Below are 26193 nucleotides of genomic sequence, written 5' to 3'. Positions count from 1 at the left end.
AAGTTCACCACGCACTCTCTTCTCATTATGTGAACTTTCCACACTTTCTCCTTGCACTCCGGCATGTACTGTGAAACAATCACAGTTCAGTTTGGATTTTTTTAATGTTCCGGAATGGGAGAGTATTGAATGGAACAGCCCAATCAGAATGAGCTGGAGGTTCTGCGTCTTTTGTGGAACAAAGCGCCGCAAAAGCCGGGGGAAATCCAGGAGTCCTTCGGCTGGGAGATCGATAACGGCACCTTGCGGAGCGTGCTGGTAGGCATGGTTGAGCGGGGTATGCTCACGCGTCAGCGCGAAGGTCGGGCGTATCTGTATGCCCCCAAGCTCAAGCGGGAAACTCACCTGCGACAGATGGTGCGTCGGCTGGCGGAGGTCTTTACCGGCGGCTCGACCGGACAACTGTTGATGGAGTTAGCCGAGAAGGAACGCCTGAACCCCCAGGAGCTCAAACAGCTCAAGAAAATTGCCCGCGGCGAAAAGTAAGCAATAATCTGCTATACTGAAACAGACCACAGATTCCCACTTGGAAAGGATCTGCGATGGATATATCTGAGCTACTGCAAGACACATTAATCCGCCTGACTCTGTTACTGGCAGTCGGGTGGCTGCTTCTGTACTCGCTTTCCGCAGTCAATCCGCGCTGGTCCGTTTTGTGGACTCGCTTTCTGTCTGTCGCCTGCCTGCTGTTTCCGCTGGTCTGTTATGTATTACCACCACTGGGTCTGGCGATTTTACCCCCCGTGGAAGCAGAGAGGACAGAAGCCGTGATCGAGAGTGCTCCCGACATGAAGCCTCCCGCTTTTGCATCTCAGAGCGAAACTGTTCCAAAATCCCTGACGGAGGAAACACAAACGACTCCCTTCGTACCGCAAGAAACACCTCCGCCGGATCACAGCAATCCGCTGCCCCTGGAACAGGAACCGGAGATCGCGATATCCTCGAACATGACGCCCTCCGGAAATGTGGAACCAGAAGAGCTGACTTCTGAAACTCCCCTGACCCCATCCACTAACACAGTTCACCAGCAACCAGCATCAGACAAGTCTTCCCTGTCAAGAAGCACTTTAATCACCCTTGTCTGGTTGGCAGGCGTGACGGTTCTCTTAATCAGACTCAGCTGGCAGGTACGGCGGGCATCCGTTCTGCGCAAACATTCTGAGCTGGTCCCCGATCACATACAACAACAGTGTCAGTCTCTGGCGGACCGACTTCGGTTGAAAGGCACACATCGTGTGGGGTACTCGACAGAGATTGAAAGCCCCTGTACTGCGGGAGTCTTTAGGCCGGTAATCTATCTCCCCCGCACATGGTATGAGACACTCTCAGCAGAGGAACAGTCGGCCATCCTGATGCATGAACTCGCGCACGTTGCCGGCCGCGATGTGTTCTGGAATCTGGTCACTCATCTGACCCAGGCGGTCTACTGGTTTCATCCGCTGGTCTGGAGATTGCCGCACCGGCATCGCCTGGCCTGTGAGCATTTATCAGACGCGCAAGCCGCTAATGCCATCAGCAGTCTCAGAGAATACCGGCGTCTGCTGGCCCACTGGGCTCTGCGGAGACAGGGAGCGGAATCCCGTCTGGCTGCGCTGGCGATGGCGGACCGTTCACAAATGCTGCGTCGGCTCAAGTGGCTCGAACGCCCGACTGCCGTCGATCGACTTCCGCTTGCCTGGCGGTATGGTTGTGGACTGCTCGCGTTCCTCTCTGCCGTCGTTGTGGCGACGGTTCACTTCAGTCCGCAGGTGCTTGCTCAAAAACCGGATCCCCCTCAAAAAGAAAAGCAGGTAGAACCGAAAGAGAACACAAATAAACCCGAGGCCGAGAAAAAGAAGCCGGCTGCCCGCAAGGTGAGAAAACCGGGAAAACCAGACATCAACCTGAAGCAGACATCGCCGAAAATCGTGAAGGTTGTCGACGAACAGGATCGGCCCATCGCCGGCGCTAAGGTCCGTGTCGGCTGGTGGGAAGATAATGAAGGGGATATGCTGGGGAAAATCACAATCAATCCTCCCGTCACCAATCAGAAAGGCGAGGTCACGATTCAGGTTCCCGAGGGAGCCGCCCGGGCACAGATCTCCGCCGAGGCTGAAGGATATGCCAAAGCGGGCACGCAATATTCACTCAACGGCAACCCGAAACTGGTTCTGCAGCCGGGACGCATCATTCGCGTCAAAGCAGTCGATGCGAAAGGAAATCGCCTGCCGGACGCCTTTCCTCTCCTGGAAGACTCACATGTTATCGGTCGGGAATTCAAACAGGACGATCGACGTCTGGGCTTCTTTACCTCGCCGGTCGTGAAACTCGACCGCCGCTGGATGCGGGTTGTGTCCAGCAACGAAGAGGGGCCGGTGCTCTTCAGCCACCTGATCGATGTCACTAAACCGGAACGCGTGGAAGAGGATGGTACAATTGTGGCGATTCTCGAACCAGGTATCCGACTGGAGGGACGCCTGGATGACTCAGTCCCCCGGCCGATTAAATACGGCTGTGTGGAACTCTACATTAATGAAGGGCAGGATCATAAGATCGACGGCAGCTGGACCTGGCAGCAGTCCACGTCTGTGAAACCAGATGGGACTTTCGTTTTTGATTCCCTGCCGACCGGCGGTACCGCTCAGCTGTTTGCGCTGGTTGACGGTTATCAGTCTACTCGACCGATGGTTCAGTCGTACAAGAACTACCTGGAACGGCACAACGCGGGAGACGCATCGATCCTGGATAATGCCATCAGTCGGCACGATGCGTTCTGGCCACACCTGTTTCCGCTCACGCCGGGACTGTTTAAGACAGAAGTGGAACTTCCCTGCACGCCAACTACTTCGCTGGATGTGAAAGTCGTCGATCCCATCGGGCAGCCAATTGAAGGGGCCGAGGTCAAATTTAATCCCAATGGATTATTTTTCGGTGGGGAGCTGTTCATTCCCGCTACCGAGTCTCTGACGATGGCCAACCAGATCGTCAGTCGCAGCAAGGATGAAAACAAGCAGCGCTATCAATGGGCACAGGAGACCTTTCTGCGCGTCAAAACCGATGCAGAGGGAATCGCCCGGGTCCGGAATCTGCCCGCCGACGATCGGGAGTCGTATCGAGTCAGTGCCGACGGTTATCAGATGCCCGTCTATCCAACCTCTTCCCTCGACGATCCTGCGCGCTATGCGCTGATTGACCTGGCAGGAGGTCAGTCACTGCGGCGAACGATTACCATGGAAAAGTATGTACCCAGTTCGCCTCGAAAAATAATGGTTGTCAATCGTCAGGCGGAACCGGTACCCGATATCAAAATTACCGTCAGCGAGATTGCTTTTGAAAATGCCCCCGACGACTGGCAACTCTGGGCTTCACAGCGGTTTGGCCCTCTGGCAACAGGGGAATCGGACAAGGACGGCAACGTTCAGTTACGTGTTCCCCTGGAAGTGAACGGGGAAGCGGTATCCCGTCTGCGGATTACGATTCAGGGACGCATCGAACAGAAGGGACAGGACGCGTATGTGCAACGCAAGCGTCTGATTATTCCCCGCGAAGCCGACGGACGGGTAGTGGTGCTGACCGTCTCGGATGAAAAGCCAAAAGAGAAATACGCGTTCTATGATGTTGCAGTCGACTACCTGCAGTCTTCAGAACTGTTGAGCAACTCCCCACAAGGATTACTCAAGCAGCTCATCAAGAAACCATCGCTGGTGATCCTTAATCGTCTGCTACAGGTCAATGACTTCAAGGCGGCCACCCCACTTCGGTTCCGGGGAGACTGGAATCTGGCCACTGATTTTGACAAGAAAAAATCGGAACGCTCACCGGTTCTGGTCGTTCCAACTGATGAGGGTTGGAGGGTCGCGGTCCTCTGTGATGTCCGCCCCAAGGATGCCAGCTGGGACACCAAACCACGACTGCGTTCTCCCCCCATGGCCGCCTTCATCTTTAAAACCAGTGATGGCTCGCTGGTGCGGATGATCGGAGGCTGGGCTTCATCCAAAGGTAATTACTCGCATGCGATGATGAATAATCTGGGAGGGACCGATGATTATTTTGTCTCTACCTCAGCGTTCGAGATCAATGGTCCGTTTGAATATATCCAGCGCTGGTACCAACTCGGTCAGGAAGACAAACCGGCACTTACCTTTTATGGCTATGCGAATGCAACCGGCTGGAGTGGCAAACCCGGACCCTCAAAACCACTGGCAGAATTTGGTTATCTCGATTTGAAATTTAATGGGAAAGATCTGGAACATCTTGTCTGCGGCGTGTTGCCCAATGGTACCCTGGCGCCACGGAAACTGTTCTGGGATGGTGTTCGCGATCAGTTCATCGCTCCAGCTCAGGAAAGTGTAGGCAAGAAACCTCTCTACAAGGTTGATCTCCAGAACTCGCATCAGTTCAAACCGCTTGAGGTGGAACCCGGCGAACTGATTGTGGCCGGTGGTCGTCGCGACTATAAAAACTGGCATGCCTGGAATTGCGTCATCCCGAAAGGTCGTACTGCCAGACTGAGGCTGTTCTCCGTGGATGAATCCGGGGAGAAGCCGGTCGAGACAGAGCATTTCACCCGGGAACTGTCTGCCGGTCAGCATCATCTGCAACTGCAGCTAGCTAACAATGAGAAAGAAGAGAGCCAGTCAGCCGCCAAACTGTGGATTGATGATTCGGCGAAAGAGTCATTGACGGTGCCCCGTGTACCTGTCGCCGACGTTCCATCGGTCGCAGGTGTCCCGATCTCCCGCACAGGAAAAACAGAACTGGATCTGTTCAACCGCGCAACCACTCAGAAACAGCAACGGCTGATCTGGCGGGTGGAACTGAAACCTGACTGATTTACGTACGGCTCAATTCTTCAGCAGATCACGAAATCGGGTTGAAATTTTCAATCCGACATCGCTTTAAGTACGTTCTCTAATAAATGATGACCTTCACATGGTTGAATCCATGCCATTTCGCGTCGTGCATTTTGCAAGAGACCGTTCCAATGAAGCTCCTGTTAACCATTCTCCTGATCACCTTTGTGTTTTTGTTCCTCGTGAATAGTATCCTGGGACGAATCTGCGGATTTTATCAGCCGTGGAAGTGGACATCAGGAGGAGAAACGACCTTAGTCGCAGAACTTGCGATACTTGTTTTTATCTCCAGTTGTCTCCTGTGGGTGATCTGGGATTCTGAAATCTCGGCTGTGTGTGTTATTTTTGCACTTCCAGCCGCGATGATCAGTTATATTTCTGAGGGAAGAGCCAGAAAACGATTTCTGCTCAAAGAAGCAGAATAGTATGAATCAAACAAAAAAGAACATCCCGGCATTTTCGATACCTCGCCACCGGAAATTTTCGATGACTTCGATGACGAAATTTTCGATCTCTATGACGCCGGAATCGCAACTTATCTGGGACCGATCAGCCGAGAGGATCTGAAGATTCTCATTGATCGTTTTGAACTGGATGGAGAACAGGGGCCCAACGACATTTTCGTTTTCCATGGAACAGTCGAACTGGCGAAAGCAGCCGGGATTTCGGATGAACTGGAAAGCCTGCTTTATCAATCGCTGGAGGAACGGGATGCACTCTATCTGCGGTGGATTCCGCGGCAGGTCAGTCTTAACTGACAAAGTCCGGGACGCTGCGGTTGGGCTGATTCCATTGGATGCGTCCCAGCAGCAGATCGCCTTTGGCCTTGTTCCGCGGCATCCATTCACCGACGGTCACACACGATTCGTCCGGGCTGATGTTGGTGACATCGAAGTTCCCCATCAGCGCAACATTGTTGGGATCGTCCACGCCATCCCCGACGAGCGGCAGGGCGACACGTTCGGTGTCGCGGATCAGGCAGAGTTTTTCCGGATCGACCTGAGCCAACCAGAGTGGAGATCGCCAGCGGATGATGTTTTTATTCGTCTCATCTTTACGAGTGTAGACCAGGAACAGTCCATCGGAATGAGTGAGCCAGTGCTGTTGCGTGGTCGACATGCCGATTGGCGTGCCGTCGTCAAACGCCCAGGCGGTCTTCCGCTGATAATTCAAGCCATCCGGGCTGACCGCAACGTAGCCGTGTCCGTCTTCGGCACGAATCGTCATGAAGTATTGATTATCAAAGCGGGCGATGGACGGTTCGAGCAGGCCCCGGCCGACTTTGTTCTCCAGGGGCGGACCGACTTCACGAATTTTGAGTGCCGTGCCATCATAGGCACAGCGCACGCCGGCCACCATGCGGGGCTGTTTGCCCGCGCCAAAGGTGAAGGACATCAGGATATCGCCGTCGGGCATGACGAGTCGCTGTCCACAATTATTGGTATAGATCTCGGCACCACGGGGATCATCCCACTGCAGGATCTTGCGTTCCGACCACTGGCCGTCTTTGCCCCGCGTGACGTAGACAGGGTAACGGGCCAGCTGATCGCCACGGGCGAAGCGGGGACCGCGATAGAAGACGACGTGCCCCAACGCGAGGACAGTTCCGGTCTGCGGATGATACTGCGGCGTCACATCACAGACGCCCGCTTTGAGACCGGGATGTTCCTTGACCGGATCCCGACCGAGTGCGGCAATGGGTGCTGGCTCTTTCCAGGTCTTGCCCCGATCCGTCGATTCGGTCCAGTGCACCTGCCCGAAGTAATCCGAGCCGCCAATCTCCTGCAGGTTCAACAGAAACGTCGCGTTCCCCTCGGCCCCGGGAATCATACATCCTCGCGGATGAAACCAGGTGACGCCGGCCCCATCGCGATTGCGAAAGAGCGTTTCTTTCGAAATGGAGCCAATCAACGGCTTCGATTCCGCAGCCTGCAACGAAGCCGTCCCCGCAGCAGAAGCCGCGGCCAGGGAACAGAGAGAGGTGTGGAGGAAATCACGACGATTGAGAGACATGGGTGGGCTTTCTTTTAATTTTATATGACTTAATTCATTCTGTCATCTTATCGTTGAAATTGACTTAAAAACAATGATAAATCACTTCAGCAATTATTTGTTTTTATGCGTTGATCGACTTGTTCCATCCGGTAGTCAATCACTTGACTTCTGATTACAGTGATAGGGAAACCATTGAGGCAGGCACCACGATGACTTGAGATCAGGAACCAGAATGACAGACAGCTTCCAGCCAGGACTCTATGAACAACTTCTCACTGAAGAATTAAAGGAGCAGCTAAAGACAATCGCTGACCCTCGTCTCTACGCTACGATAGGTAATGTTGATGCGGAAGATGCCCATACTGCGATTGCTCAATACCTGGAACATGTTTTAGCAACTGGGATTGCTGGATTTAGAGGTAAGGAAGCAGCTGAGAAACAAAAACGATTGGTTGATCGTATTCTCAATTTGCTTGCAGAAGAGCTAGGACGAGATTGGGAAAATCGATTACGTATCGCGACTCCGCTCGAACGACTGCTGGCAATTCATCATACCGAGCCTAAAACTCCTGATAATCGCCCTGATACTCCCTTATCTCGCTCTGCACTTTTGACAGGGACTCGGTTGGACCCCAGTTTGGGAAGCCAATTAAAAAAAGAGATATCAACCGCAGACTCTGTTGATATTCTTTGTTCCTTTGTGAAATGGAGTGGACTCCGTGTCATTCTGGATGACTTAAAAGAATTGGCTTCAAGCCCTCACCCTGATCGTCCCCGCATTCGGGTTATTACCACTAGTTACATGGGAGCTACCGATCCAAAGGCAATAGAAGCATTAAGCGACCTCCCCAACACTGAGATTCGTGTCAGCTATGATACGAAACGAACCCGTTTGCATGCCAAGGCTTATCTCTTTCATCGAGATACCGATTTCGGCAGTGCTTACGTAGGTTCAGCGAACCTTTCAAATGCCGCCCTTTCAGAGGGACTCGAATGGACAACCAAGGTTAGCCAATACGAGCTCTCGTATCTTTGGGGTAAGATCACGGGAACCTTTGAGACATATTGGCAGGACGACGAATTCCAGCCATTCAGTGGCGAGGCTCCTGAACGGCTGAGATCTGCCATTAAGAATGAACGGTTGAGTTCATCAGATCCATCTATGCTCCCTACATTTCATATTCGCCCATACCCTTTTCAAGATGAAATATTGGACATCCTGGCCGCAGAGCGTGAAGTCCAAAAGAAAAATACGCACCTGGTAGTTGCCGCTACTGGAACGGGTAAGACGATGATAGCCGCCTTCGATTATGCACGCATCTGCAAAGATGAAGATCGCCAACCTTCATTACTGTTTATTGTCCACAGGGAAGAAATTCTGAAACAAGCACTCGCATCATTTCGCGGTGTTCTCCGGGATCAGAACTTTGGGGATCTTTTAGTTGGAGGTCGTGATCCTTCGCAGCAGCAACATCTATTTTGTTCTATTCAGAGTTATAACTCCCGTGAACTTTGGAAATCTCCAACTGATGAATATGAATACATCGTTGTAGACGAATTTCATCATGCGGCTGCACCAAGCTACCAACGTTTACTGGATCACGTACGCCCAAATATCCTATTGGGTCTGACCGCAACACCAGAGCGGGCCGATCAACTCGATGTCCTAAAATGGTTCGGAGGGCGAACCAGCGCTGAAATCAGGCTACCTGATGCCATCAATCGCAAATTACTCTGCCCATTTCAATACTTTGGTGTCTCAGATAGTGAAAACCTTGATGATCTGAACTGGCAACGAGGTGGATATGCGATAGATGATCTGGATCATATTTATACTGGCAATGATCGCCGTGCGCAATTGATTTTAGAAAAAACACACGAAATACTACTCAATCCATTGGATTCGCGTGGGCTGGGTTTTTGTGTCAGTAAAGCTCATGCAGAGTTCATGGCTCGATTCTTTAACGAACATGGGGTCCCTGCAACTGCGTTGACTGCCGATTCTGCTGATGACCAAAGAAACCAAGTGCAGGCTCAACTTCGTTCTCGAGAAATCAACTTTATCTTTGTTGTCGATTTGTATAACGAAGGGGTCGATATTCCTGAAGTCGATACAATTCTTTTTCTTCGTCCTACAGAAAGTCTCACTATCTTTCTTCAACAATTTGGACGAGGGATGCGTCTCCATGATGAAAAAGATTGTTTGACAATCCTCGATTTCATCGGCGCTCAACGACGGGAATTTCAATTTGCATCGAGATTTCGTGCACTCAGTACGAAACCCGAACTGCGTCTCGATCGCGAAATCGAGCATGGTTTCCCTCATTTACCAAGTGGTTGTGTGGTTCAATTGGAACGCGTTGCACAACAACGTGTATTAGACAATATCCGTGATTCATTACGGCTCAACAAACTAACTATCATCATACGAATTAAAGAATTAGGACGAATCCTCGAACGTAGTCCATTACTTCACGAAGCTTTGGATTATCTACATACTAACCTAGATGAGTTATTAAAGCGGGGACTCTGGTCTCGTTTGCTCGCAGAAGCAGGTCTCATTGAACCAATTTTTGATTCTGACGAAACTCAACTCGCGAAAGGATTACGTCGGTTAATACACGTTGATTGTGCAACTCAAATCGAATACTGGACTAAACATATCCAATCAGGATTGATGCCGTATTCTAAAGAAGAGAAACAAGCACTAGAAATGCTCTATGTCACACTATGGGGTAAAGAAGGTCTAGGCTGGAACATTGAAGAGTCACACAATCGATTATTAGACAATGTGTCTGCCAAACAGGATTTAGTCTCAATTCTTGACTACTGTTTTCAGAAAGCTCCCTCACATTATGCAGGACGTATTCCTGAAGTATCAGGACCATTAACTATTCATGCTCAATATACACGTGATGAAATTCTAGTTGGTTTAGGGCATTGGTCTCTGGCGCATCGGCCAGACCATCGTGAGGGAATATTGCATCTGAAAGATAAAAAGATTGATGCCTTCTTTGTCACTTTACAAAAAACGGAAGAAGAGTATTCCCCGACAACGATGTATGAAGACTATTTAATTTCGCATGAACTATTTCACTGGCAATCGCAAAGCAATACTTCATCCGGATCCCCCACAGGGCAGCGGTACATCAACCATAAAAAACAGGGTTACACACCACTATTATTTGTTCGTGAAGTGAAAAAACTTTCTTCAGGTCTTGCTTCTCCCTATTACTACCTAGGTCCCTGTGACTATGTCTCCCATACTGGAGACCGACCAATGAGCATCATCTGGCGACTTCAACATTCCGTACCTGCTAGACTTTACCGTCAAATGGCACGTCAAGCAGTAGGATAGTCTTCTACACTTCCACCCAAAAAAATCACAAATCTCTCACAGTTCAGTTGGTTCCGGGGGGCCGGTCTGGTATCTTCGGGTGTGGAATACCTGAACGGTTTCAATCTGACATTTCGTGTTTCGCTCGCATGAAATGAGCTCTTGCCGGGGTTGTTGTCCGTGTGTGGCATCGTCGGTTTTTTGGCCAGGCGCGACGCTGATCGCGAACGTCTGGGACAACTCGTCACTCCCATGCTGGAATGCATGGCGACCCGCGGACCTGACTCCGCAGGCCTGGCTCTGTTTCACCGTCCACTGCCTGCCTCCCGACGGTTTGCGCTCTCCACCCGCGATCGCAAGTTTGACTGGCAGGCGCTGGCTGAATCCTGTCAGCAGGAACTGGGACTGCCCGCGCCGGTCGCCGCTCTCGAAAATCATGCGTCACTCGTCAGCGAACTCCAGCCGGAAATCTTTAAACCCTGGCTGAATTCGACGTTTCCCGAAGTGCATCTGCTCTCGACAGGACATGCGATTGAAATCTTCAAAGACGAAGGGCATCCCGAAGAGATTGCCCGGCGGTTCCACTTTACGGAAATGGTGGGCACACACGTTGTGGGACATACGCGGATGGCGACCGAATCGGCGGTTTCGCCGGCTCACGCACATCCCTTTACAGCCGGTGAGGATTTCTGCCTGGTGCATAACGGTTCGCTGTCGAACCCTTACAGTGTGAGACGAAAACTGGAGAGCCTGGGAATCGCCTTTGAAACGGATAACGACACGGAAGCGGGCTGTCGTTTTCTGGAATGGCGGATGCGGGAAGGGGACACGCTGGAGACCGCCATCGAAGTCGCCCAGGCGGAACTGGACGGCTTTTACACCTTCCTGATGGCAACCGCTGACAAACTGGTGCTCGTCCGGGATGCCTTTGCCTGCAAGCCTGCGGTGGTCGCGGAGACGGACGATTATGTCGCCGTCAGTTCGGAATTTCGTTCCCTGGCACACTTGCCTGATATCAAACATGCTCACGTGTATGAGCCGGCTCCGGAACAGATTTATTCATGGTCAGTCTGAAACAGCTTGATTTAACCGACTTGAGTGTCCGCCAGGTCAACGAGTATCTGCACGGGGAACTGCTGGAAGAATGCCCCGCGCGGGTGGAGATCCTGAACCCCGACGGTCTGCACAGCATTGCCGCCGGCCTGGATAAGGAAGTGGAGATCGATATCCTGGGGCACGCGGGCTATTTCATCGCGGGGATGAATCAGCGGGCTCGGGTGACGATTCACGGAAACGTCGGCTGGAGTGTCGCGGAGAACATGATGTCGGGCGTGGTCCGCGTGAAAGGACATGCGTCCGAATGTGCGGGTGCTTCTGGGCATGGTGGCCTTCTGGTGATTGAAGGGGATGCCTCTTCCCGGTGCGGCATTTCGCTGAAAGGGACCGAGATTGTGGTCGGGGGGAGTGTCGGTCACTTCTCTGCCTTCATGGCACAGGCGGGAACGCTGGTGGTCTGTGGCGATGCAGGCCCGAATCTGGGTGATTCGCTGTATGAAGCGACGATCTACGTCCGCGGATCCATTCACAGTTTGGGTGCCGATGCCCGCGAAGAAGAGATGCAGGCAGACGATTTTGAAAAGGTGGCGGAACTGCTGTCCCGGGCGGAGATGAATTATGACGCCCGCGAATTTAAACGGGTCAGTTCGGCCCGCAGTCTGTATCACTGGAATGCGGACGCCCATCAGGAATATTAAACCACGTACTGCAACGAAATCAGCAGCGGAGAGCAAGTGTGAGTTCGGACAAGTCGATTCAACGCGAAGAGAGTGCCAGTTTCAACGAGCATTCCCTCTCTTACATCCGGCAGGCCGCTGAGTACGGGCTGTACGAGATCCGCGGCATGGGTGCGAAACGGCGTGTGCCCAGCTTCGACGATCTGATTTTTCTCTCCGCGTCAGCGTCGCGGTATCCGCTGGAAGGTTACCGTGAGAAGTGCGAATCGAAAACGGTGCTGGGCACGCGGTATGCGAAGCAGCCGATCGAACTGGAGATTCCGATCACCATTGCCGGGATGAGTTTTGGCTCGCTCTCTGCGAATGTGAAGGAAGCGTTGGGTCAGGCGGCGACGCAGATGGGCACGTCCACGACGACGGGCGACGGCGGAATGACGCCGGAAGAGCGGGAATCGTCGAAGACTTTAGTCTATCAGTGTCTGCCTTCGCGTTACGGGTTCAATCCCAACGATCTGCGGAAAGCAGATGCGATCGAGATGGTACTCGGCCAGGGCGCGAAACCCGGGGGCGGCGGAATGCTGCTGGGGCAGAAGGTTTCTCCCCGCGTGGCAGAGATGCGGACGCTGCCCGAAGGGATTGACCAGCGGTCGGCGTGTCGGCATCCGGACTGGACGGGTCCCGATGATCTGAAAATCAAAATCGAAGAACTGCGGGAGATCACCGACTGGAAGATTCCGGTGTACGTCAAGATGGGCGCGACGCGCGTGCGGGAGGACGTCAAGCTGGCGGTCAAAGCGGGCGCGGATGTGGTGGTGATTGACGGGATGCAGGGAGGGACTGCGGCGACGCAGCAGGTCTTCATCGAACATACGGGCATTCCAACCCTCGCTGCGTTGCCCCTGGCGGTCGAAGCGCTCAGCGATATGAACGTACTGGGTGAAGTGCAACTGATTATTTCGGGAGGGATTCGTACGGGAGCCGACGTCGCCAAGGCGCTCGCACTGGGTGCGGATGCGGTTTCGATTGGTCAGGGCGTGCTCGTCGCGCTGGGTTGTAACCATCATGCGTATCAGCGGGCGGACGGAGAAGAGGTCGACGTCACCGGTGACTATGCAAAACTGGGGACGGCGCCCGGGTATTGTCATCACTGTCATACGGGGCAGTGCCCGGTAGGCATTACCACGCAGGATCCCGAACTCGAACCCCGGTTGATTCCGGAGGTCGGGGCGAAGCGTCTCAAGAATTATCTGCAGGTTCTGAATATGGAGCTGACGACCCTGGCACGGGCCTGCGGCAAGTCGAACGTACATCATCTGGAGAAAGAAGATCTGGCCGCGCTGACTGTTGAAGCAGCGGCGATGGCCAAAGTCCCCCTGGCCGGAACCAGCTGGATTCCGGGCACTGGTTCCGTTTAAGCGCACAAAACGCGGGCCGCAGGCGCAGCAACTGACAATGAGGAACCATGATGAGTGACCGTGAAGCAATCCGGAGCCGCATGAACACCGCCGGGATCGAATTTCTGCTCGCTCAGTTCGTCGATATTCACGGCTCGGCCAAAGTAAAGATGGTCCCCTATTCCGGTTTCGATGACATGATCGACTCGGGTGCCGGCTTCGCAGGTGCTGCGGTCTGGGGCGTGGGACAGGGGCCGAGTTCGCATGACATGCTGGCTCGAATTGATCTCGCCACCTACACGCCGCTCCCCTGGAAAGAGAACACGGCCCGCTTCGCTGCGGACCTGTTCGTGGATGGGGAGTCGTATCCTTTTTGCCCGCGGACCAACCTGAAACGGGTCCTCGCGGAAGCAAAACAGAAAGGGTATGTGTTCAATGTGGGGATGGAGCCGGAACACTTCCTGGTGACAAAGAACGCGGATGGCAGCCTGTCACCCTGGAACCCGGACGGTGTGGATTCGCTGGCCAAACCCTGTTACGACTTCCGCTCGATGGCACCGGCGATGGATTATCTGCAGGAGCTGACCACGGCGTTGAATGAGCTGGGCTGGGGCGTGTATCAGACCGACCATGAAGATGGCAATGGTCAGTACGAGATCAATTTCGATTACCAGGATGCGCTGACTACTGCGGATCGGATCACCTTTTTCAAAATGGCGACGTCACAGATTGCCAAAAAATATGGTGCCATCGCTACGCACATGCCCAAACCGTTTGCGGATCGGACGGGCAGCGGATTGCACGTTCACTTTCACCTCGCAGATGCGGAAACAGGGGCCTGCCTGTTTGATGACGCTGCCGACAAACGGAGACTGGGCTGTTCGGAACTGGCGTATCACTTCATTGGCGGTGTGCTCAAGCATGCGCCGGCCCTGTGTGCCGTCACGAGTCCGACTGTGAACTGCTATAAACGGCTGCAGCTTGGTTCCGGTCTCTATTCCAGCCGGAGCGGATACACGTGGACGCCGGCGTTTGTGTCGTATGGGGACAACAACCGCACGCAGATGATTCGGACCGCGGGGCCCGGGCATTTTGAAGACCGGACGGTCTCAGCGGGATGCAACCCTTATCTCGCGCTGGCGGCTTACCTCGCAGCGGGCCTGGACGGAATTGAAAACCAGATCGATCCCGGCGAACCGAATCTGGGCAATCTCTATGAAAAGACGCCTGCGGAAATTCTGGAGCAGGGAATCAGGATTCTGCCTCAGTCTTTATGGGAGGCGATTCAGGAACTCCGACAGGACACGGTCATTCAAGGAGCCCTGGGTGTGATCGCCGATGAGTTTATCGAACTGAAAACCCAGGAATGGGAAACCTATGATCGCCAGGTAACGCAGTGGGAGATTGATGAGTACCTGACGTTTTTCTGATCGCGATACTGTCTGTAAAAGGTGATTTGCAGAAAATCGATATGAATGTGTGTTCTGGTCCTTCTCGGAAAACAGGATGTGTTATAGTGCAACGAGAAGAGAGATCGTCACCGGACTGACGATTTCCCGTTGTCACCTGTCGGAACGGAAACGACCTGAGCTGATCATGACTCAAGCAACAGAACACGAACCTGCCGGCGAGGATCACGCAGGTCACTCACATGGCCTGACCCATGCGGATTCCCTACGGGGTGTGAGCAGTTCGCGGCTGATCTGGGCGATCGTCCTGAATCAATTGCTGACAGTCGGGCAGGTGGTCGCGGGAATTTATTCGGGCAGCGTGGCGCTGCTGTCTGATGCCGCACACAATTTCAATGATGCGAACGCACTGTTGATTGCCTACATTGCGCGACGGATTTCTCAAAAGGAAGCCAACGAACGGTTCACCTTTGGTTATCGACGGGCCGAGATGATTGGTGCTTTGATCAACCTGACGCTGCTGGCAATCGTAGGTCTGTACCTGGTTTATGAAGGGATTTCCCGGTTTTTCGAACCCGAGCACGTGATGGGTTCGGTGATGGCTTATACCGCGATTCTGGCCCTGGTGGTCGACGTTGGGTCGGCTCTGTTGTTGTGGTCGATGAGCAAAGGTTCTTTAAATGTCCGGGCCGCGTTTTTTCATAACATTGTTGATGCGTTGGGCAGTATCGCGGTTCTGGTGGGTGCAGCGGCGATTATCTGGTTCGGCTGGAACTGGGTCGATCCGCTGATTACGGTGCTGATCTCGGGTTATATTCTCTGGGAGGTCTATAAGATGCTCCCGCAGGCGATGCGGATGCTGATGGAAGGAACCCCCGCTGACTTCGATATTCCAGCCCTTGTCGAACGCGTCGAAGCGCATGCCGACATCGAAGAGATCCACCATCTGCACCTGTGGGAACTGGACGAAGAGCACACAGCGCTGGAGGCACATGTAGTCATCCGGAAACAGAATGCAGAGAAAATGGAGACGATCAAGCAGCAGATCAAGGAGTTGCTGGTACACGAATTTCAGATTGAGCACTCGACACTGGAATTCGAATTCGCTGACGCAGCAGAAAACCAGTGCCATGATACGCGGGTGATTCCCGAGCATTGAAATGTGCTTACGTCATATCATTAACTCCATCAGCAAAAAGCCCGCGTGTTCCCCGTTACAATAGAGAAACACCCGGGCTTTTCTGCAATGATCCTGAACGAATTCCGTAATCAATTACTTCTGCAGGTTGGCTGCATACAGTGCATCGACCTTACTCAGAAATGTTTGAGGGTCAGCGTCGATCTTCTTAGTACAGGGAGGGCAGCAGACATAAACGATGCGGCCATCAACGATAGTCCATTTCGGTTTTTGTGGCAGCTGCTTTTTCATGACCGGGCATTTCCCTTGTGCTTTCGCATAGTTGGTATGAATGGTCGACCAGTGTTTCGGGTTCACCTTGGTTTTCAGACAACCTTTACAGCAGAGGTAGACCGACTCTTTGCCAACCTTGACTTTGATCGGCTTTCCGTGCGCTCCCAGTTTCTGTCCCGAGACCGGGCAGATCTGCTGGGCCGCGATCCTTAGTTGATCTCGCTGCCCCCCTTCTGCTTGTGGCTGCTGCGCTTCAACCAGTTGCTGAACCCCGAAGACGGTAACAGTCAGCAGGGATAACGCGATCATTGTTCGGAATGATTTCATGAGATTCTCCTTTCAAAAAGTCATATTGATCCCACTCAGGAAGCGGGACCGCTAAAAGCCGGATCAAATTGAGGATTCTGTGATCCAACTTGAGGCAGGTTCTGGTGTTGGGCCTGAACGGACAGACCCGCATTCAACTTGAATTCGAGATAGGCACAATAAATGGCTGGAACGATAAATGTGGTGAAGGGTTCGACCAGCATTCCCCCCAGAACCGGAAGTGCCATGGCCCGGGCCACGTCTGCCCCTCGTCCATCGGACATCAGTACCGGCAGCAGGGCGAAAATCGTGGTCAGGGTTGTCATCACACAGGGGCGAATGCGTTTGAGACCGGCGGTGTAGATCGCTTCTCGCAGATCAACGATGTCATTCACCGGCTGACGTTTCAGTGTCTGCTGAATATAAGTGGCCATCACCACGCCATCGTCGACCGCGATACCGAACAGAGCGATGAAGCCAACCCAGACCGCGGTATTCATATCCACGCCCATCCAGGCAACGGCAATCATCCCGCCGGCGAAAGCGACGGGAATACCGGAAAAGACAATGGTAGAGATGGCGAAGTCCTGGAAGCCGAGATAAATAATCAGCAGGTTCACCAGCAGCACCGTGGGAATGATCCACATCAGTCTGCGGTTCGCTTCGATCTGATTTTGAAAAGAGCCCACGGCCTGCAGTTCAAAGTTTCCAGCGGGGAATGTGAGTGCTCCAGACTCACGAGCGGTACGCAAATCTGCCATCACCTGTTCTACAGTTTCCAGATCACCCGAAACGCCTGAAGGCGAAAACGCGACGTGCGCCACGAGTCGGGCATCTTCACTGTTGATCGCCCCCGGTCCCCAGGTAGTGGTGACATCCGCCAGTCGTTCGAGGGGCACGATATCACCAGCGCTGGTAACGACCGATACCTTCTGCAGGTCCTTCAGATCTTTGCGGACACTGCGTTCAAAGCGAACCTGAATCGGGTAGCGTTCGCGACCTTCCACGGTCGTGGTGACATCGAGTCCGCCCAGACCGGCTGAGACGATCTGATTCACCATGGTGGTGGTCATGCCGTAGCGGGCGGCTTCTTCGCGATCGACTTCGAACTCATAGTAAGGTTTGCCCATCACAATATCGGGATTGACGGTCCCCGCATTCACAAAGCGGTTCTGTTTCAGGTGTTTTGCGACAGCCAGGGAAGCCTGGGAGAGACCTTCCAGATCATCACCATAAACCCGGATCGCCATGGAGGCCTTGATCCCGCTCTGCAACATGACTACGCGTCCCTCGATGGGCTGCAAAGGAGAAGCGGGCGTGACACCGGGAAGAGTGGCGACCTGGTTGATTTCATCCCAGATCTTGCGCGGGGTCATCCCTTCCCGCCATGTGGAGCGAGGCTTGAGCATCACATAGGTTTCGACCATGGCTGCAGGGGCAGGGTCGAGTGCCGATTCCACGCGACCGATTTTACCCAGTACATGCTCGACTTCCGGAATCCCTTTGATCAGCGTATCCTGGGCCTGCAAGATCTCCATGGTCTGCGAGAAGCTGGCTGCCGGATAGAGACTGGGCATGTAAAACCAGCTCCCTTCATCCAGGGCGATCCAGTCGTCTGACTTGAGCCCTGTGAAAACATGTTTGACATCGACGTATCCGGGAACCTGATTCAGATCCGCTCCAAGCAGTTCGACAACTTTTTCAACCGGTCTTAAGACGGTTGGTAGACCGACCCAGGCCCCGGCGCCGAGAACGACGATGGCTGCGGGCAGGGAGAGCATTAACAGCTTATGCTGCAAGGCCAGCTTCAGTCGGCCCGCGTAAAGAAACCGGACGAAACGACTGGCGGGATTCTCTTCCATGGAGCGAATCTTTTCGCTGGTGACCCACCAGCCCAGTAGAAAACCAGCGACCGCAGCAAAGAGAGTTGCAGCAAACAGGGTTAGCGTGGATCCATCGGCGATGTAGTCTCCCCAGACAAACCAGCAGAGGCTGGAGGTCAGGCAGGCCACTCCGGCTGCGCCCGCCAGTTGTACCCAGCGGGAAATCCGAGTACTGCGCAGGAAAATCCGACAGAGCATCGGCAGAATCACCACGGCGACAATCAGGCTGGAAATCAGGGCAAACGATTTGGTCCAGGCCAGGGGTGTAAACAGTCTGTGATCGCGGCCCGTCAGGAAAAAGACCGGGAGGAAACTGATAATCGTGGTACTGACCGCGGTAATGACGGCCGGAATCACTTCCGCTGCTGATTCGCGAATGACGGCCAGACGTTGTTGTGGACCACCTGGCGCTCCCTCGGCTTCCCAGTCCGCCAGGCTGCCGTATATGTTTTCCAGAATGATAATTCCCATGTCGACCATGGTACCGATCGCAATCGCAATCCCGGCTAGCGACATGATATTGGCATCGACACCGAACATTTTCATGGCGATGAAGGACATCAACACGGCCATCGGTAGTGTGATGGCGATAATGATGCTGGCACGAACGTGTAACAGAAACAGGACCATGACGACAATTGTGATCACCGTTTCCTGAAGCAGCGCTTCGGTGAGTGTGGATACCGTCTCATCTATCAACTGGCTTCGATCATAGATACCCTGAATCTTGATCCCTCCCAGTTCCGATTCGAGCGAGGCGATTTTTGCCTGAACCCGCTCAATGACTTTACGAGGATTTTCACCATAGCGCATCACGACCACGCCGCCCACCGCTTCCTGTCCGTTCAAATCGAGGGCACCACGGCGGAAGGCAGGGCCAGTCTGGACCTGAGCCACATCGCTGACCCGAATCGGCACGCCCCTGGTCGTCGTGATCACGGTATTATTGATCTGCTCAATGGTTTCCTGTTCGGTTTTGTCGGCTCCGATAAACCCTTTTCCGCGAACGATGAATTCCATGCCGCTGGTTTCGACGGTCTTGGCTCCGACATCGATATTAGAAGCCTTGACGGATTCGATCACCTGGCTGAGTGGAATGTTGTGATAACGCAGTTCATCCGGATCGACTTCGACCTGGTATTGTTTCACATAACCACCGATGGAGGCGACTTCGGCGACGCCATCCACTGACTGCAAGGCATACTTGATAAAGAAATCCTGCTTCGAGCGGAGTTCTGCGAGGTCCATGTCGGCTGGAGGTTCGAGAACGTAGTAGTAAATCTGTCCCAGCGCGGTGGCGTCGGGAGCGAGTGCAGGCACAACCCCTTCCGGCAGTGACCCCGTGACGGTCGTTAGTTGCTCTACGACACGAGAGCGGGCCCAGTAGAAATCGACGTCGTCATCAAACGTGACCTGGACGAAACTGAAACCGAACATGCTCTTACCGCGGACACTGCGAGAACCCGGTACCGCCTGCAGGGCGATGGAGAGTGGATATGTAACCTGATCCTCCACATCTTTGGGAGAGCGTCCCGCCCATTCAGCGAGCACAATCACCTGATTTTCTCCCACGTCAGGAATCGCATCAATGGGTACATTTTGAGCCGAATACCAGCCCCAGCCGATGAGTGACACAGACAACATCAGAATCAGGAGCCGCTGGTGAATACAGAAATCGAGAATGCTGCGAATCATTGACGTGCCTCCTGTTTTGTACCTGCAGCCGTTCGGGGAGCGCCTCCTGTTACCGGTTTCTGTTCCGGGGGTTCGGGTTCGAGCTCCATGGGCATTTCCAGGGGAGGCAGGCTGTCATCCGGTAAGATCATTTGTGGCATTTCTAACGGAGGCAGGTCACTTTCAAAACCAGAATCGCTGCTAGTGCCGGTCGCTTCCGCCGTCCTGATGATATCGAGATACTTTCGCGGACGATCCAGCAGACTCTCCCGGCAGCCTTCGCAACAGATGAAAACAGTTTCTCCGTTCAGATCCACTTTGGCGGGCGCTCCCATCGATCCCAGAGACATCATTGTGACAGGGCAGATCTGCTGTTTTTCTGCCAGTTTGCGATCCTGCTCCGGTAACTGAGAAAGTGCAGCGAGAATCGTTTCCGACTGTTTCTGATCCGACAGCGGTTCGGCCCTGGTCGGATCGATGAGTGAGGGGTTCCCAGCCAGCTGCATCTGTGAATCGATCAGGAAGTTTCCCCGGATTGCCACCTGCTCACCCTGTGCGACGCCCTTGAGGATGACAATCTGGTCACCACAGGTGGGGCCCAGGACCACATTTCGGATTTCAAATCGTCCCGGTTCGGTTTCCACATAGACCACACTATGCTGTCCGGCCATCAGGACGGCATCACGGGGAACCGCGAGGGCATCTGTCTCAGCCAGTGTATGCGAAACGTAACCATACTGAGAGGTCGGAACCAGCGGTTGCCCCGAGAGGGAACACGTTCCGGAATTGTGGGAAATAACATGCGGATGTCGGGGACAGATCCAGCACTCCGCCAGTTCCGGATCATAGATGCCCCCCGAATTTCCTTTACCCCCAGCAGGTAGAGAAATCGCTGCGCGGGCATAATCACCAACACGCAAACTCTGATCCGGATTCGGCATCATGATCCGCACGCTCACAGTTCGAGTCTGAGGATCGACCTGAGGATCGATAAAGGCAACGCGTCCGGAAAAAGTTCGATCGGGCTGTGACTGTACGGTCGCCTCGACTTTCTGACCATAGCGGATGCGGGCAGCGTCTTCGGGAAACAGTTCCAGCATCAACCAGAGACTCGAGAGATCAGCCAGTTGATAAATCACCTGTCCCTCTTTGACGTACTGCCCTTCGATGGCCCGTTTCTCGATCACGGTGCCACTGATGGGGGCATAGAGATACATGCGACTGTTGGCGGTTCCAGTTGATTCCAGTGTACTGATCTGGGCTTCGGTCATCCCGGATTCGATCAGACGCTGCCTGGCACTGCTGTATAACTTCCGGTTCGCATCCCGGACAGCAGCCAGTGTTGTGGCTTTACTGCCTCTGACAGTTTCCCGCGCGGTTAACAACTCGACCTGGGCAGAGTAAAGCTGTGGCGAATAAACGTAGGCCAGCTTGTCTCCCTGCTTCACTTCCACACCGGTAAAATCGGCATAGAGGTGTTCGATCCGTCCATCGATATAGGCTGAGAGCGTCTTGAGGTTTCCTTCATCGTATTGGAGTTCACCGACGGCATTGATTGTCTGTGTTAACGGACGGGAGCTCACCTGTGCAGTCTGGATATTGGCAATTCGCCGGGCAGCCGGATCGATCTGTACCGCGCGGGAATCTGATTTCGATGAGTCCGAGGTGGCAGGCACCAGTTCCATGGCACAGACCGGGCAGCGTCCCGGTTCGGTCTGGGGTGGGGTACACATCATCGGGCAGATATATTTGACGAGCTGACTGAGGGTCGATCCATGGCTGTGCCCTCCGCCGCCAGCGGTAATGAAACCCATCCGCTGGGCGACACCCAGGCCCGCGATCAGGATCGCGCCGGCAAGCAGGAACAGGGCCGGTTGAACCAGCAGGCGGATCCACCAGCGGCGGCGTTCCTGTTTTATCTGAAAAGCTCCTGCGGGAGCCGTGACAGCCTCTTTGCTGTTTAATTCTTTCATCTCAACCTCAACGGAATCGTGACAGACAACGGTTATTTTCAGGGAAAATGAATCTGACTGTGATCGATGCGCAGGAATGGAAAGTCCATGCCCGGGATGTCGAAAAACATCCGTCAAAGAGGGTATACCGTGCGCACTGAGACAGCTGAGGGAGAGATCAGATCAACCAGCTACAGAGAATTTCCTGCTGGCGAAGAATGGGCTGAAATGCGAATTGAGGCGTGTCTAACGCTGTGCCGGAATGCATTGGTTGCATGCAGGCGTCGTACGTCACCACCTGAGTGGCTGCCAGCCGGGATACAACTCGTTCCTGAGAAGGGCGTTGATTATCCGGGGTTGCAGGCAGTTCCTTTTCGACCGAACAACGGCAGCGAAGCTGCATCGAAGTTTCAGAGCAGCAACTCTGTTCTGAATCCGACGCGGGCAAACAACAACAGGTTTCAGAGGCACAAAGTTGACCTGCCTGTGCTGACGCGACCATTCCCCCAAGGAGGGTTGCAGCCACGAGCATCCAGGAAATCAGAGATTGTTTTAAAGACTGAAACATTGCTTCACCGGTCAAAAGGAAAGTCTCATTCGTTTCAGGGCCCAGACTTACTACAGTCAAGTCTGAATTCAGAATACGACTGAATGAGTGATTCTCACCAGATCCCCATCGAGTTGATCGGGGACAGGGAGTTCCTCGCGCAAAGATACCGCTCAGATAGCCTTATAGCGTGAAGCAGCAGAGGCAGGCACAGCGATCGGAGGCGCGCTCCATCACAAAAATACTGCTGACTGGCTTCTTGGGTCGTATCTGTGTGATCAGTGTTGAAGAGATCACAGACTGTCCGAAGTCTGTCAGCTGTTCCGTCGGAGATTTCTGAACGGGAGCCGGTGTGAGCGGTATGGGGGTGGAATGTGATTCGCCGCAGTGGCAGTCCGAGCCACATCCACAGGCAATTGATTCCCCAGTCTGACTATCATCGCAACATGACAAAGCTTCGTTGTCTGAAGCGATATCAGAACACTGACAATGACTTGCGTCGGTGCAGCAACAGGGAGTACCGTTGTCCTGACTGGTACAGCAGTCAGTAGCTGTAAGACCATGTCCGGAACAGCAGTGACACACAGACGCACTCATCCCCTGAAGAGGGGTCGTTAAAGCCGCCAGGCAGATTAAGATGCGTGTCAATTGTGAACTGGTCATCCACATGAAATGGCATTCCTTTGCTGATCGCTGCCCTGTTGCAGCGACGGTCACTATCCTTAATGATGATCGTCCGCTGTCGTATGGAACTGCAGGTGAAGTGACGTGAAATCACCTTTCCTGGACAGTTCGGGTTTTGCGCTGCTAAGCACCAAAACCGGGGCAAGCTGCGGAAGTATCCAGATTCCCCTCGCAGCCGTCAAGAGGAATTCAACCTGCGCTACGTAAAAAGAGCGCAGACGACACGTTGTCGTTGCGCTCAGTGTTATCACATAACAGGTTAGCGTTATGAGCTGTAATCAGCTGGTCAGCGAAGCACTCTTGGATGCCAGCTGTTCGAGTAGATCTTTCCAAGAATCGACGAACGACTCGGCGCCATCTTTCTGCAGTTTTGCAGCGAGGGCATCGCAGTCGACGCCTGCACTGGTAAACTCACTTAACAGGGAGCCGCTTTCACCGCCATCGTCTGCCAGTAGTTCTCCGATCTCGCCGTGATCGGCAAACGCGTGCAGTGTTTCTTCGGGCATCGTATTGACGGTGAAGGGGGAGGCCAGAGATGTGATGTAAAGAACGTCAGAAGCGTTGGGATCTTTCGCCCCGGTACTGGCCCAGAGCAGACGTTGCATCTGCGCACCACAGTTGAAGATCCGCTGCCAGCGGGGTGAATTCATCAGCTCTTTATAGGCTTTGTAACACTGCTGACCAATGGCGATTCCCAAGCGGTTATGCAGGTTTTCGGGAACCTGATCAACGACTGCCCGGTCCCAGCGACTGATAAACAGGGAAGCGACCGATCCCACGACCGGATTGAGGTCCGCTTCGATGCGGCGTTCAATGCCACGCAGGTAGGCTTCTGCAGCAGCCACGTAGTGTTCGGGAGAGAAGAGCAGCGTGACATTCACGGGAATGCCGGCGAAGATCGCTTCTTCAATGGCGGGCAGACCTTCTGTCGTCCCCGGAATTTTGATAAGGACATTCGACCGTCCCGCACGTTCATGCAGGTCTATCGCCGAAGCGATCGTGCCTGCGGTATCATATGCCAGGGTGGGTGAGACTTCGAGTGAGACCCAGCCGTCGACACCCGCGGTGCGTTCCCAGACCGGTCGAAATAAATCGGCGGCTTCCTGGATATCCTGCAGCGCCAGTTCGAAGAAGAGCTGTTCGCCTTCCCGTCCCTGGTTTCGCAGTTCGAGGATGGAATCATCGTAGAGTTTGCTGCTCTTGATGGCCTTCTGGAAAATCGTGGGATTGGAGGTCAGACCTGTGAGTGAAAGCTCTTCGATGTATTGCTGGAGCGTGCCCTCTTTCAGCATGTCCCGGGTAATATTATCAATCCAGAGGCTTTGCCCCAGATCATGAAGTTGTTGCGTGGCTGGCATTCGATGACCTCCTGTTATGGTTTAGATTTATTCTCTATGAGTTTCCGTTTATCGTTTTTCCATTGTCGTCAATTTCTGCAGCGATTGAAAGGCTGACTCCGATAACAGGTCCGTTGTACATCGCCAGCGCCAGTTTCCCTCGCACGATCCAGGCGTATTCATCCGGGCTTCCTCGCCCAGATTCAGCAGATCCTGCAGGGGGGCGATCGATAACATTGCCACGGAGGACCAGGCCTGTTCCAGGAAGAGCGGTGCGATTTCTGTCTCGGAGACTTCTGCACGTTGCAGAAGCTGATAGATCGGCAGACGTTCCTCTGCAGACAGACTGCAGAACCAGCCACGGGTGGTGTTGTTATCGTGCGTGCCCGTATAGACGACGGAATTCTGATTAAAATTCTGAGGCAGATAAGGATTCGCGGGATCCCCGTCGAAGGCAAACTGCAGAACCCGGGTTCCCGGCAACTGGAAACGGTCGCGGAGTTCGTTGACGTCGTCGGTGATGACTCCCAGATCCTCAGCGATAAAGGGGAGTGAGCCCAGTTCCCGCTGTACTGCATTAAAGAAGTCACTGCCCGGTCCGGTCACCCATTCCCCCGCGAGCGCATTTGGTGCACCAGCGGGGACGTGCCAGGCGGCAGCGAAGCCCCGGAAATGATCAAGGCGGATGAGGTCCACATGCTGCAGGAGTGCGCGGATGCGATTGAGGTTCCACTGATACCTGGTCTCTCGGAGTGCCTCCCAGTCAAAGACTGGGTTGCCCCAGAGCTGACCCTCGGCACTGAAGTAATCGGGAGGGACACCGGCGACGTACTTCGGCCGGAACTGTTCATCCAGCAGGAACAGTTCCGGATTTGCCCAGGCATCACAGGAATCGGGGGAGACAAAAAAGGGGAGATCGCCGATAAGCTGAATGCCCTGCTCGTGCGCATACTCTTTGAGTCGCTCCGCCTGACGGTACACCAGATACTGGGCCAGGCGGATCTGTTCGATTTCCGGGGTCAGTTGTCGACGGGCCTCAGACAGGGCAGCCTCTTCCCGGTGGACCAGTTCTGCAGGCCAGGTGAGATAACTGGCTCCCTGATAGCGATCTGAGAGCGCCTGGAACAGGGTGTATTCTTCCAGCCAGTGCTGTTCCTGTTCCGAGAACCGTGCGAAGTCCTGGCGGAGCTCTTCACTGGCCCTGGGATCAAAGTTGGCGTAGACGGTCTGCAGCAACCGCTGTTTGAATGCTCGGACTGCTGGATAGTCGACATAATCGGTTGAGCAATCGGGAACCTCCAGTTCATTGTCATGAACCAGCCCCACCGCGAGGAGATCTTCGGGGCTGATCAACAGCCAGTTGCCGGCGAAAGAGGAGACGGGCTGGTAGGGAGAATCTCCGTAGCCGATCGCCGAGAGGGGTAGCATCTGCCACCAGGACTGTCCCGACCGTGCGAGCAGATCGATCCAGTCACGGGCCGCGGCTCCCAGATCGCCGATGCCATACGGACCGGGTAAGGATGTCGCATGCAGCAGCAGGCCGGCACCGCGTTTCTGCAGTACGGGGGAGGCATGGTCTGTTATCTCATCATCGACGGTCATATCTATTTCGAATCCTTTCCTCAAATCACCTTAAGCTGACGCAGTATTCTATGCGAACCCGAAGAAGATTCGCTAATTAAATTTTGAGAAGTTACAG

The 26193-nt window shown here is 53.8% G+C and carries 16 protein-coding genes; 9 read left to right on the top strand and 7 right to left on the bottom strand.

Going from position 1 to position 26193, the window contains the following annotated elements:
* Window positions 1-129: 129 nt before the first annotated feature.
* From F1728_RS20200 to F1728_RS20190, 3 genes are all read left to right on the top strand, one after another.
* A complete protein-coding gene (locus F1728_RS20200; protein WP_155365589.1) occupies window positions 130-486 on the top strand; it encodes a BlaI/MecI/CopY family transcriptional regulator in 357 nt (118 codons plus the stop codon).
* 56 nt (window positions 487-542) lie between these two features.
* The gene (locus tag F1728_RS20195; protein ID WP_155365588.1) at window positions 543-4811 is read left to right on the top strand and encodes a M56 family metallopeptidase; all 4269 of its coding nucleotides are present in this window, start codon (window positions 543-545) and stop codon (window positions 4809-4811) included.
* 152 nt (window positions 4812-4963) lie between these two features.
* Entirely contained in the window at window positions 4964-5257 is a 294-nt protein-coding gene (locus F1728_RS20190; protein WP_155365587.1) for a hypothetical protein, read from the top strand.
* A gap of 325 nt (window positions 5258-5582) precedes the next feature.
* On the opposite strand, the gene F1728_RS20185 is transcribed toward F1728_RS20190, so the two are convergent.
* Window positions 5583-6845, bottom strand: a complete 1263-nt coding sequence (locus F1728_RS20185; RefSeq protein ID WP_155365586.1) for a sialidase family protein — start codon at window positions 6843-6845, stop codon at window positions 5583-5585.
* Between the two features lie 214 nt (window positions 6846-7059).
* Between F1728_RS20185 and F1728_RS20180 the strand changes: the two genes are divergently transcribed.
* From F1728_RS20180 to F1728_RS20155, 6 genes are all read left to right on the top strand, one after another.
* Complete coding sequence (locus F1728_RS20180) at window positions 7060-10185, top strand: DEAD/DEAH box helicase (protein WP_155365585.1); 3126 nt, start codon at window positions 7060-7062, stop codon at window positions 10183-10185.
* Window positions 10186-10344: 159 nt separating this feature from the next.
* On the top strand, window positions 10345-11238 hold the full coding sequence (locus F1728_RS20175) for a class II glutamine amidotransferase domain-containing protein (RefSeq protein WP_155367439.1): 894 nt from the start codon (window positions 10345-10347) through the stop codon (window positions 11236-11238).
* Window positions 11226-11918 carry a GltB/FmdC/FwdC-like GXGXG domain-containing protein gene (locus F1728_RS20170; protein WP_155365584.1) on the top strand — a complete coding sequence of 231 codons (693 nt, stop codon included), beginning with the start codon at window positions 11226-11228 and terminating at the stop codon, window positions 11916-11918. Before F1728_RS20175 ends, F1728_RS20170 begins: the two co-directional genes overlap by 13 nt.
* A 38-nt stretch (window positions 11919-11956) precedes the next feature.
* Window positions 11957-13312 carry an FMN-binding glutamate synthase family protein gene (locus F1728_RS20165; protein WP_155365583.1) on the top strand — a complete coding sequence of 452 codons (1356 nt, stop codon included), beginning with the start codon at window positions 11957-11959 and terminating at the stop codon, window positions 13310-13312.
* 47 nt (window positions 13313-13359) lie between these two features.
* Window positions 13360-14721 carry a type III glutamate--ammonia ligase gene (gene glnT / locus F1728_RS20160; RefSeq protein WP_155365582.1) on the top strand — a complete coding sequence of 454 codons (1362 nt, stop codon included), beginning with the start codon at window positions 13360-13362 and terminating at the stop codon, window positions 14719-14721.
* A 166-nt stretch (window positions 14722-14887) separates the two neighbouring features.
* The gene (locus F1728_RS20155) at window positions 14888-15859 is read left to right on the top strand and encodes a cation diffusion facilitator family transporter (RefSeq protein ID WP_155365581.1); all 972 of its coding nucleotides are present in this window, start codon (window positions 14888-14890) and stop codon (window positions 15857-15859) included.
* A 114-nt stretch (window positions 15860-15973) separates the two neighbouring features.
* Here the strand turns inward: F1728_RS20155 and F1728_RS20150 are convergent, their stop codons facing one another.
* From F1728_RS20150 to malQ, 6 genes are all read right to left on the bottom strand, one after another.
* Window positions 15974-16438, bottom strand: coding sequence for a hypothetical protein (locus tag F1728_RS20150; protein ID WP_155365580.1), 465 nt, complete (start codon window positions 16436-16438; stop codon window positions 15974-15976).
* A gap of 35 nt (window positions 16439-16473) precedes the next feature.
* The gene (locus tag F1728_RS20145) at window positions 16474-19995 is read right to left on the bottom strand and encodes an efflux RND transporter permease subunit (protein ID WP_155365579.1); all 3522 of its coding nucleotides are present in this window, start codon (window positions 19993-19995) and stop codon (window positions 16474-16476) included.
* Entirely contained in the window at window positions 19992-21947 is a 1956-nt protein-coding gene (locus F1728_RS20140) for an efflux RND transporter periplasmic adaptor subunit (RefSeq protein ID WP_155365578.1), read from the bottom strand. Before F1728_RS20140 ends, F1728_RS20145 begins: the two co-directional genes overlap by 4 nt.
* 157 nt (window positions 21948-22104) lie before the next feature.
* Entirely contained in the window at window positions 22105-22329 is a 225-nt protein-coding gene (locus F1728_RS20135) for a hypothetical protein (protein WP_155365577.1), read from the bottom strand.
* 1106 nt (window positions 22330-23435) lie between these two features.
* A complete protein-coding gene (gene tal / locus F1728_RS20130) occupies window positions 23436-24515 on the bottom strand; it encodes a transaldolase (RefSeq protein ID WP_155365576.1) in 1080 nt (359 codons plus the stop codon).
* A gap of 48 nt (window positions 24516-24563) precedes the next feature.
* Window positions 24564-26096, bottom strand: a complete 1533-nt coding sequence (gene malQ / locus F1728_RS20125; protein WP_155365575.1) for a 4-alpha-glucanotransferase — start codon at window positions 26094-26096, stop codon at window positions 24564-24566.
* Window positions 26097-26193: the final 97 nt, after the last annotated feature.

It is taken from the genome of Gimesia benthica (assembly GCF_009720525.1).
In the GTDB taxonomy this organism is placed as follows: Bacteria; Planctomycetota; Planctomycetia; order Planctomycetales; family Planctomycetaceae; genus Gimesia; species Gimesia benthica.
The sequence above is the reverse complement of the archived record's forward strand: the minus strand, read 5'-3'. Positions and strand labels throughout refer to the sequence as shown.

Coding starts and splice junctions, on each gene's coding strand:
- F1728_RS20200 (WP_155365589.1), top strand. CDS start 130: ATGGAACAGCCCAATCAGAATGAGCTGGAGGTTCTGCGTCTTTTGTGG.
- F1728_RS20195 (WP_155365588.1), top strand. CDS start 543: ATGGATATATCTGAGCTACTGCAAGACACATTAATCCGCCTGACTCTG.
- F1728_RS20190 (WP_155365587.1), top strand. CDS start 4,964: ATGAAGCTCCTGTTAACCATTCTCCTGATCACCTTTGTGTTTTTGTTC.
- F1728_RS20185 (WP_155365586.1), bottom strand. CDS start 6,845: ATGTCTCTCAATCGTCGTGATTTCCTCCACACCTCTCTCTGTTCCCTG.
- F1728_RS20180 (WP_155365585.1), top strand. CDS start 7,060: ATGACAGACAGCTTCCAGCCAGGACTCTATGAACAACTTCTCACTGAA.
- F1728_RS20170 (WP_155365584.1), top strand. CDS start 11,226: ATGGTCAGTCTGAAACAGCTTGATTTAACCGACTTGAGTGTCCGCCAG.
- glnT (WP_155365582.1), top strand. CDS start 13,360: ATGATGAGTGACCGTGAAGCAATCCGGAGCCGCATGAACACCGCCGGG.
- F1728_RS20155 (WP_155365581.1), top strand. CDS start 14,888: ATGACTCAAGCAACAGAACACGAACCTGCCGGCGAGGATCACGCAGGT.
- F1728_RS20150 (WP_155365580.1), bottom strand. CDS start 16,438: ATGAAATCATTCCGAACAATGATCGCGTTATCCCTGCTGACTGTTACC.
- F1728_RS20145 (WP_155365579.1), bottom strand. CDS start 19,995: ATGATTCGCAGCATTCTCGATTTCTGTATTCACCAGCGGCTCCTGATT.
- F1728_RS20140 (WP_155365578.1), bottom strand. CDS start 21,947: ATGAAAGAATTAAACAGCAAAGAGGCTGTCACGGCTCCCGCAGGAGCT.
- F1728_RS20135 (WP_155365577.1), bottom strand. CDS start 22,329: ATGCAGCTTCGCTGCCGTTGTTCGGTCGAAAAGGAACTGCCTGCAACC.
- tal (WP_155365576.1), bottom strand. CDS start 24,515: ATGCCAGCCACGCAACAACTTCATGATCTGGGGCAAAGCCTCTGGATT.
- malQ (WP_155365575.1), bottom strand. CDS start 26,096: ATGACCGTCGATGATGAGATAACAGACCATGCCTCCCCCGTACTGCAG.